At 71.8% G+C, this 8,103-nt stretch carries 8 protein-coding genes; 1 reads left to right on the top strand and 7 read right to left on the bottom strand.

Annotation, left to right across the window (positions count from 1 at the left end):
• Both MLY01S_RS05100 and MLY01S_RS05095 read right to left on the bottom strand, forming a co-directional pair.
• Positions 1–1,381: MFS transporter (locus MLY01S_RS05100; RefSeq protein ID WP_067189935.1), on the bottom strand; the 1,381-nt coding region annotated here is incomplete at its 3' end.
• A 120-nt stretch (positions 1,382–1,501) separates the two neighbouring features.
• Positions 1,502–2,080 carry an LURP-one-related/scramblase family protein gene (locus MLY01S_RS05095; protein WP_067189933.1) on the bottom strand — a complete coding sequence of 193 codons (579 nt, stop codon included), beginning with the start codon at positions 2,078–2,080 and terminating at the stop codon, positions 1,502–1,504.
• A 116-nt stretch (positions 2,081–2,196) separates the two neighbouring features.
• On the opposite strand from MLY01S_RS05095, the gene MLY01S_RS05090 reads away from it, so the two are divergent.
• Positions 2,197–2,463, top strand: coding sequence for a DUF805 domain-containing protein (locus MLY01S_RS05090; RefSeq protein WP_167635516.1), 267 nt, complete (start codon positions 2,197–2,199; stop codon positions 2,461–2,463).
• Positions 2,464–2,500: 37 nt separating this feature from the next.
• On the opposite strand, the gene MLY01S_RS05085 is transcribed toward MLY01S_RS05090, so the two are convergent.
• From MLY01S_RS05085 to glnT, 5 genes are all read right to left on the bottom strand, one after another.
• Complete coding sequence (locus MLY01S_RS05085) at positions 2,501–3,289, bottom strand: helix-turn-helix domain-containing protein (protein ID WP_082739732.1); 789 nt, start codon at positions 3,287–3,289, stop codon at positions 2,501–2,503.
• Between the two features lie 126 nt (positions 3,290–3,415).
• Positions 3,416–4,780 carry an FMN-binding glutamate synthase family protein gene (locus MLY01S_RS05080; protein WP_082739727.1) on the bottom strand — a complete coding sequence of 455 codons (1,365 nt, stop codon included), beginning with the start codon at positions 4,778–4,780 and terminating at the stop codon, positions 3,416–3,418.
• A 100-nt stretch (positions 4,781–4,880) separates the two neighbouring features.
• Complete coding sequence (locus MLY01S_RS05075) at positions 4,881–5,615, bottom strand: GltB/FmdC/FwdC-like GXGXG domain-containing protein (RefSeq protein WP_082739726.1); 735 nt, start codon at positions 5,613–5,615, stop codon at positions 4,881–4,883.
• Between the two features lie 80 nt (positions 5,616–5,695).
• The gene (locus MLY01S_RS05070; protein ID WP_067189929.1) at positions 5,696–6,595 is read right to left on the bottom strand and encodes a class II glutamine amidotransferase domain-containing protein; all 900 of its coding nucleotides are present in this window, start codon (positions 6,593–6,595) and stop codon (positions 5,696–5,698) included.
• A 114-nt stretch (positions 6,596–6,709) separates the two neighbouring features.
• Positions 6,710–8,086 (bottom strand): type III glutamate--ammonia ligase, encoded by a 1,377-nt coding sequence (gene glnT / locus MLY01S_RS05065; protein WP_067189927.1) that lies wholly within the window; start codon positions 8,084–8,086, stop codon positions 6,710–6,712.
• Positions 8,087–8,103 lie beyond the last annotated feature (17 nt).

Genomic DNA, 8,103 nt, shown 5'->3' with positions numbered 1-8,103 from the left:
GCAGCAGGGAGGCCACGGCGATCACCGCGCCCACCGCACCGGCCGTGTAGAAGCCGGCCACCGGGGAGAAGGCCTCGATCGCGGCACCGCAGAGCGGGGCGCCTGCCGCCGAGCCGGCCGTCATGCAGGAACCGTAGAAGCCCATCGCCTCACCGCGGCGCTCCTCCGGCACCAGCCGGGACAGGCGGCCCGATGCCGCCGCCAGCGTGGGCGCGGTGAGCAGGCCGGACGGGATGGACAGCAGCGCCAGGGACCACAGATCCCAGGCCAGGGCCATCGGCAGGGAGGCCAGGGCGAACAGGCCCATCAGGACGGTCGGGGAGACGTCCCGATGCGTGGCTCCGTAGAACACCCCGCCCACCGCGGAGGCACCGCACCACAGGGCGAAGACCACACCCACCGAGGCGGCCTGCCCCGCGTGCTGCAGCGTGGCCATGATGGACACCTCGGTGCCGATCAGGCAGAAGCCGGCGCCCACGGCCACCAGCAGCGTGGCCACCGAGGCCCGGTTCATCCACCCGAACGAGTTCCGGCGCCACTGCCGCAGGCGCTCGGCGCGCCCGGTCCGGCGGGTCCGGGCATCCGGAGACACCGGCCCGGAGCCGTCCGCCTTGATCACCGGCAGGGCACCGGTCACGGCCGGGATGGCGGAGGTGACCACCGGGATCGCGCCGGTGGCCAGGTCCGCCGCCGCCACGTCCAGGTGCATGGGGGCGCCGGTGACCGCCTGGGCCACCGCCTGCTCACGGTCTTCTTCCTCCGTATAGGCGTCCTCGCGCTGCGGGCCGGCCTCCAGCTGCCAGGAGCGGGTCGGCGGGTTGAACCACATCAGCAGGGCGCCGCCCACCGCGCCGGACAGGCCCACGACCACCAGGCCCAGCGACGAGTTGCCGGTGGCCGCGATGATGCCGCCGAGCGTCGGGCCGATGATGAACACGCCCTCGGTGATGATCGAGTCCAGGGCGAACGCCGTCTGCCGGTCCCGGCCCTTGGCCAGCACGCCCAGCCCCTGCCGCACCACGGAGAACACCGGAACGGTGAGCACGCCGCCGAGGAAGACGCCGGCAAGGATGAACGGGAACGGCAGATACGCCACCACCGGCCAGATCAGCGCCTCACCGATCACCGAGGGGATCAGGGCGCGGCGCAGGCCCTTGTTGTCGATCACCCGGCCGCGCCAGGGGGCGCCCACCGCGATGCCCAGCGTCATGGCCGCGACCACGAAGCCGGCGGTGCCGTACCCCAGGCCCATCGTCGCCGCGACGTGGAAGGTCAGGATCACGCCCGCCGCACTGTGCGGGAAGCGCGCGATGAACCCCACGCCCAGCAGGTTCCGGATGCGCGAGTCCTTGAGAAGCCGAAAGTAGGCGCCGAAGTCCACCCGCGGCAGTCTAGTCCCGCCGGCGCGGTCAGCCGCCCGGGCGGGCCTGCCGGCGTCACGGTGCGGTCAGGGCGCCTACACGCCCCGGCCGAACCGACGACGACGTCCGCTCGCCTCCGTCTAGCTGCTCGACTGGTCCTTCGCCCGCATCAGGTCCAGGCCCAGGACGGTGCCGACCACGGCGCAGCGCACGATGGGCGGCATGGACGGGTCCAGCGTCACCTCGTAGCGGGAGTGCCCCATGAGTCCGCGGGACAGACCCGCCCAGCGCCGCTCGACGGCGGCGATCTGCACCCCGCGGGCGTGGACCTGGTAGGCCTTTCCCCAGGCGTTGCCGACGATCTCGAACTCGGTGCCGTCCACCACCTGGCAGCTCACCTTGGTGCTGAAGAACGCGTGCTCCCGGCGCAGGCGGGCCAGCGGCAGGCCCTCGGCGTCCACCATGGACATCCGGTCCCGGCCCCACGTGACCACGTCCTCGAAGCCGAACAGCGTGCGGCCGGTCTCCGCGTCCTCGATCACGAAGGACCGGTTGCCCATGAAGAAGCGGCTCGCGCCGGAGCCGGTGGTGCGCACCCGCAGCACCGGCCGCTCCTGGGCATCGGTGACCTCGAAGTCGTTGGACATGAAGGAGGTCGTCTGCTGCATGTGCAGCACGTCCGTGTGCGCCAGCCGTCCGGCGAAGAACCCAGAGTCCATGGACACCAGTGTGCCGCGCGGGCAGGCGGCAGGTCGAGCGGCCCGGGCGGTCCCGACTCACCGGGCCGCTGCCCGGCCTGATGTCCCGCCCCGCCCCGCCCCGTCCCGCTCCGCCGGTGAGGAAGGTCACGGCTGCGGTGGACGCGGCCGGGACGACCTCCTCCGGTCTGCCGGACCAGAACATCGTCGGTTCCCTCCTGATGTTCGTGTTCACCGTCGCCCACATCCTGCCCATGCTGGGCCTGGCCGTGCGTCGGCTGCACGATGCGAACATGAGCGGCTGGCTGGTCCTGCTGGGTCTGATCCCGGCCGTGGGATGGATCGTCATGATCGTGCTGTTGGTCATGCCGCCCAAGCCCGAGGGCGCCCGCTACGACTCCTGACCGACGTCCCGGGGGCGGTCCGGCCGTGCCCGTCGGCTCAGTTGTGCCCGTCGGAGCCCGAGCCGGCAGGGGCGTCCACCACTGACAGCATCCGCACCGGGGTGGCCAGCAGCTGGGCCACCCCGTGCGGAGCCTCCCCGTCGAAGTAGAGCGAGTCCCCGGTGCGCAGGTGATACCGGTGGTCGCCGTGGGCGTAGACCAGCGCGCCGGCCAGCACATGGATGAACTCGCTGCCCGGATGCTGGAACGTCTCTGAGATGTCAGCGCCCTCGGCGAAGGTGATCAGGGCCGGACGCATCGACTTGGTCCGGTGCGGCAGGGCCCCGAGGGTGCGGTACTCCACGCCCGAGGCGGAGCCGGAGCGGACCACCACGGCCCCCTCGGCTGCGGCGGTGTGCACCGCCTGGTGCTTGCGGTCCAGGCCTCGGAACAGCTCGGTGACCGGGATGCCCAGGCCGGTGGCCAGCAGGTCCAGGGTCTTCAGGGAGCAGGAGGTGGCGGCCCGCTCGATCTTGGAGATCATCGCCTTGGACAGGCCCGTCACACTGGCCAGCTCGGTGGCGGTCATCCCCAGCGCGGTGCGGTAGAACTTCACCTGGTCGCCGATGGAACGCTCCAGACGCCCGCCCACCGGCTCCTCCGGATCCTCCCCCACAGAGGAGTCCGCGGGGATCGCCGGGGCGGGATCCGCCGCAGGCGGCGCCGCCGTCGTCCCCTGCTGCCTGCCCTCAACGGGGGGCACCCGTCCGCCCAGAGGCACGGCGGCGGTCTCGGACAGCGGATCCGGCTCGCCGGGAGCCGGGGCGGAGGGAACCTGGGCAGTCATGGACAGCATTGTGCCCCATCCCGCCGGCCACGGGCCGAGCGGCACCGCCGGTCCACGTCACAGCCACGGCGCGGCGGACCTCCGGGGCGTGTCCTTCCGTGGTCCAGTGGTCCTGCGGAGCGGTGGTCAGCGGGTGCCGGGGATCCAGTCGGTGCCGGCCAGCGGGACCTTCGCCATGGCGGAGGCCTCCAGGGTCAGGGCCACCATGTCCTCCGGCTCGAGGTGGCGCAGGTCCGACTTGCCGCAGGCCCGGGCGATGGTCTGGGCCTCCATGGTCATCACCCGCAGCAGGTTCTCCACCCGCCGACCGCCCTCCACCGGGTCCAGCCGGGCGGAGAGCTCCGGATCCTGGGTGGAGATGCCGGCCGGGTCTCGGCCGTCCTGGAAGTCGTCGTAGTAGCCCGGGGCAGACCCCAGGGCGGCGTACTCGTCCCGGTAGCGGGGGCTGTTGTCTCCCAGGGCGATCAGCGCGGCGGTTCCGATGGACACCGCATCGGCGCCCAGGGCCATGGCCTTGGCGACGTCGGCGCCGTTGCGGATCCCGCCGGAGACCACCAGCTGGACCCTCCGGTGCATGCCCATGTCCTTCAGGGCACGGACGGCCTCGGGCACGGCCGCCAGGATCGGGATGCCGACGTGCTCGATGAACACCTCCTGGGTGGCGGCGGTGCCGCCCTGCATGCCGTCCAGGACCACGACGTCCGCCCCGGCCTTCACCGCCAGGGAGGTGTCGTAGTAGGGGCGGGTGGCGCCGACCTTCACGAACACCGGCTTCTCCCAGTCGGTGATCTCACGCAGCTCGCCGATCTTGATCTCCAGGTCGTCCGGGCCGGTCCAGTCCGGATGTCGGGAGGCCGAGCGCTGGTCGATGCCCTGCGGCAGGGTGCGCATCTCGGCCACCCGCTGGGTGATCTTCTGGCCCAGCAGCATGCCGCCACCGCCGGGCTTGGCGCCCTGGCCCACGACCACCTCAATGGCGTCGGCCCGCCGCAGGTCGTCCGGGTTCATGCCGTAGCGGGAGGGCAGCAGCTGGTAGACGAGGGTGTCGGAGTGGTCGCGCTCCTCATCGGTCATGCCGCCGTCGCCGGTGGTGGTGGAGGTGCCCACGGCCGAGGCTCCGGTGCCCAGGGCCTCCTTGGCGTTGGCGGACAGCGCGCCGAAGCTCATGCCGGCGATGGTGATCGGGATGTCCAGATGCAGCGGGGTCTTCGCGTGCCGGTCCCCCAGCACCACGTCGGTGGCGCACTTCTCCCGGTAGCCCTCCAGGGGATAGCGGGAGACGGAGGCTCCCAGGAAGAGCAGGTCGTCGAAGTGCGGGACCCGCCGCTTGGCACCCCATCCTCGGATGTCGTAGACACCGGTCTCGGCGGCACGCTGGATGGCGTGGATGGTGGCGCGGTCGAAGGTGGCCGACTCGCGCAGGCCATGGTCGCCGGGCCCGGGCACGGCGTCCGCGCGGACCTGGGCTGCGGTCTGGTTCTGCTGGGGCATGAGGGGTGTCCTCTCCGTGACGTCCCTGTACGGGGACAGGCGGGTGTGTCTGCTCGGGCGGGGCATCCGGGCCGCAGCGGGCGGCCCAGCCGGAACGGGCTCAGTAGGCCTTCGAGTTGTCGGCGGTGAAGTGGTAGAGCCGCCGAGCCGAGCCGTAGCGGCGGAACTCCTCCGGGGACTCGGTGCGCCCGGCCGCCTGCAGCAGCCCGGCGAGCTCCCGGCGGTGCTCGTCCCGCATCTGCTTCTCCACGCAGTCGGTGCCCAGCGAGGCCACCGACCCCTTCACGTAGAGGCGGGCCTCGTAGATCGAGTCGCCGAGGGACTCCCCGGCGTCGCCGCAGACCACCATTCGGCCGGCCTGGGCCATGAAGGCGGACATGTGGCCCACGCTGCCGCCGACGACGATGTCCACCCCCTTCATGGAGATCCCGCAGCGGGCGGAGGCGTTGCCGTCGATGACCACGAGCCCGCCCCGGCCGGTCGCGGCGGCGGACTGGGAGGCATCCCCGTGGACGTGGACACGGCCGGACATGATGTTCTCCGCCAGGCCCTGCCCGGCGCTGCCGGAGACGGTGAGGGTGGCGTGCTTGTTCATGCCGCCGAAGTAGTAGCCGACGTGGCCCTCGACGTCGACCCGCACCTCGCGGTCCACGCCGACGGCGATGGAATGCAGTCCACGCGGATGGGTCACGGTCCAGCGGGTGGCAGTGGCGGCGGGGTCGTGCAGGGCGGCGTTGAGCTCGCGGACGGACTGCTCGGCCAGGTCGACACTCACGTGCTCGGCGGCGTCGGCCTCGGCGGGATGCCGCGGTGCGGCGGTCGGGAGGGTGCTCATGCGGGGATCACTCCTGGAGGGGGTCTCGGATCGGGCGCGGCGGGGCAGTGCGTTCGGGACGGACATGTCCGACCCGGAGGTCACCAGGTGTAGACGCGGCCGGGCTCGGGTTCGAACACGCGGGCGGACTCGATGCCGGGCAGCTCGGACAGCGCCCGGAACTCGGAGGCCACCGCGACCCAGTCGTCGGTCTCGGCCACCACGCAGGGCTTGCAGGCGATGGGATCACGCACCACGGCCATCCCGTCCCGAGTGGTCACCACCAGGGTGTAGAAGCCGTCGAACACCTCGCCCAGGCGCAGCAGGGCGGTCTCGAGGTCCGCGCCCTCCTCCAGCTGGGACGCCACATACCGGGCAGCCACCTCGGAGTCGTTGTCCGAGCCGAAGCGCACTCCGTGGCGCTCCAGCTCGTCGCGCACGGTGAGGTGGTTGGAGAAGGAGCCGTTGTGCACCAGGCAGAGATCGTCCGCGACGGAGTAGGGGTGGGAGCCGGCGGCCGTCACCGCGGACTCGGTGGCCATGCGGGTGTGGGTGACGCCGCGGGTCCCGGACATCGCCTCCAGGCCGTGGGCGGAGGCGACCTCACGAGGATTGCCCACGCCCTTCATGACGGCCACATGGGAGCCCTGGCCGATCACCGAGGCCTCCGGGGCGAGCTCCTCCAGGGCCTGCAGCAGGGCGTCGGTGGACGCCTGGGAACGGACCAGGGTGGTGTGCCCCACGGCCTCCACGGTGGTCTCAGCGCCCTCGAGCCGCTCCGTCAGGCGGTCGGCGAGCTCAGCGGCCGGCAGCGGCAGATCGATGCCCAGCAGTGAGACCAGGCTGGCCGCACCCTGCATGGTCTGAGGATCGTCGTAGACGGCGAGTCCGGCGGAGTCCGGGCCACGCTCGATCAGGTCACAGGTCATGGAGTGCAGCAGGGTTCCCAGCTGCGGGCCCATCTCGGGATTCTTGATCTGCAGGGCGGCGATCCCGCACATCGGCGGTCTCCTCTCTCACGGTGGTCACTGTGTCGGCTCCGGCGCGGGTGCCGGTCCTGTGCCCCGGGGCCGGGCCGTCGCCGGCCCCGGGGGCGAAGCAGTCTCAGGACGAGGTCAGATCTGGGTGAGGTAGGTCTCGACCTCCCAGTCGCTGACCCGGTTGTGCCAGGTGAAGAACTCCGTCTCCTTCAGACTCGCGTAGTACTCGCCGATCTCCCGGTCACCGGAGAGGCAGCCCAGGATGGTCTCGTCGGCGCGGAGGGCGTCCACGGCATGGAGCAGGGTCATCGGCAGGCGCTTGGCGCCAGCGGAGTTGCCGCCCGGCTCGGCGGGGTCGCCCGGGTCCAGGCTGCGGTCGATGCCGTCCAGGCCGGCCTCCAGGGCGGAGGCCATCATCAGGTACGGGTTGCCGGCGCCGTCGCCGGTGCGCAGCTCTACTCGGTTGCCCTCCGGCACGCGGATGGACTGGGTGCGGTCGTTGCCGCCGTAGGTGGACATCTGCGGGGCGTAGGTGGCGCCGGAGACGGTGGTGGTGGCGTTGGCCCGTTTGTAGGAGTTGACGGTGGGCGCCAGGAAGACCTGCAGCGCCGGACCGTGCTCCAGCAGTCCGCCGATGAACCCGTAGGCGGTCTCGGACAGGCCCAGCCCGCGGTCGTCCTCGGCATCCGGGAACAGCGGGGTGCCACCGTCCCAGAGGGAGAGGTGCATGTGCAGGCCGGACCCGGCGCGCTCGGTGAACGGCTTGGGCATGAAGGAGGCGACGTAGCCCTCCCGGTGGGCGATCATCGAGATGATGTAGCGAGCCGCGATCACCCGGTCCGCAGTGGTCAGCGCGTCGGCGTACTTGAAGTTCTGCTCGAACTGGCCGGCGCTGTCCTCGTGGTCGTTGGCGTAGTTGTCCCAGCCCAGCTCGTTCATGGCGGCGGCCACGGTGGTGAGGTGGTCGAACATGCGGGTGACGCCGCGGGCGTCGTAGCAGGGGTTCGGGGAGGTGTCCTCGTCGTCGCCGGTGGCGATGCCGCCGTCCTCGGTGCGGCGCAGGATGAAGTACTCCAGCTCCGCGCCGACCATCGCGGTCATGTCCCTCGCCGCCAGACGGGCCAGGGTGTTGCGCAGGATCACGCGAGGGGCATAGGGCCACGGACGGCCCTCCACGTGCGGATCGCACTGGACCATGGCCAGGCCCTCCTGCAGGAAGTGCAGCGGCATCCAGGAGTCCGGGTCCGGCAGGACCAGCAGGTCCGGGTCCTGCGGGCCCTGTCCGATGTTGCCGGCGGCGAAGCCGGAGAACCCCATGCCGCCGGCCTCCAGCTCCTCGGCGGCGGAGACGGGCACCAGCTTGGAGCAGGCACGGCCGGTCATGTCCACGAAGGTGGCCAGGATGTAGTCCACGCTGTCGCGTTCGGCGAGCTCGCGGAGGGTGGGGCGGTCCGCGGCGGCGGGATCCTTCGGGACGTCGGTGGCCTCAGGGCCGGCGGCGACAGCGGTCATCGTGATCTCCTCACAGA

This window comes from Micrococcus lylae NBRC 15355, assembly GCF_001570885.1.
Classification (GTDB): domain Bacteria; phylum Actinomycetota; class Actinomycetes; order Actinomycetales; family Micrococcaceae; genus Micrococcus; species Micrococcus lylae.
This window is presented reverse-complemented; position numbering and strand designations above follow the sequence as displayed.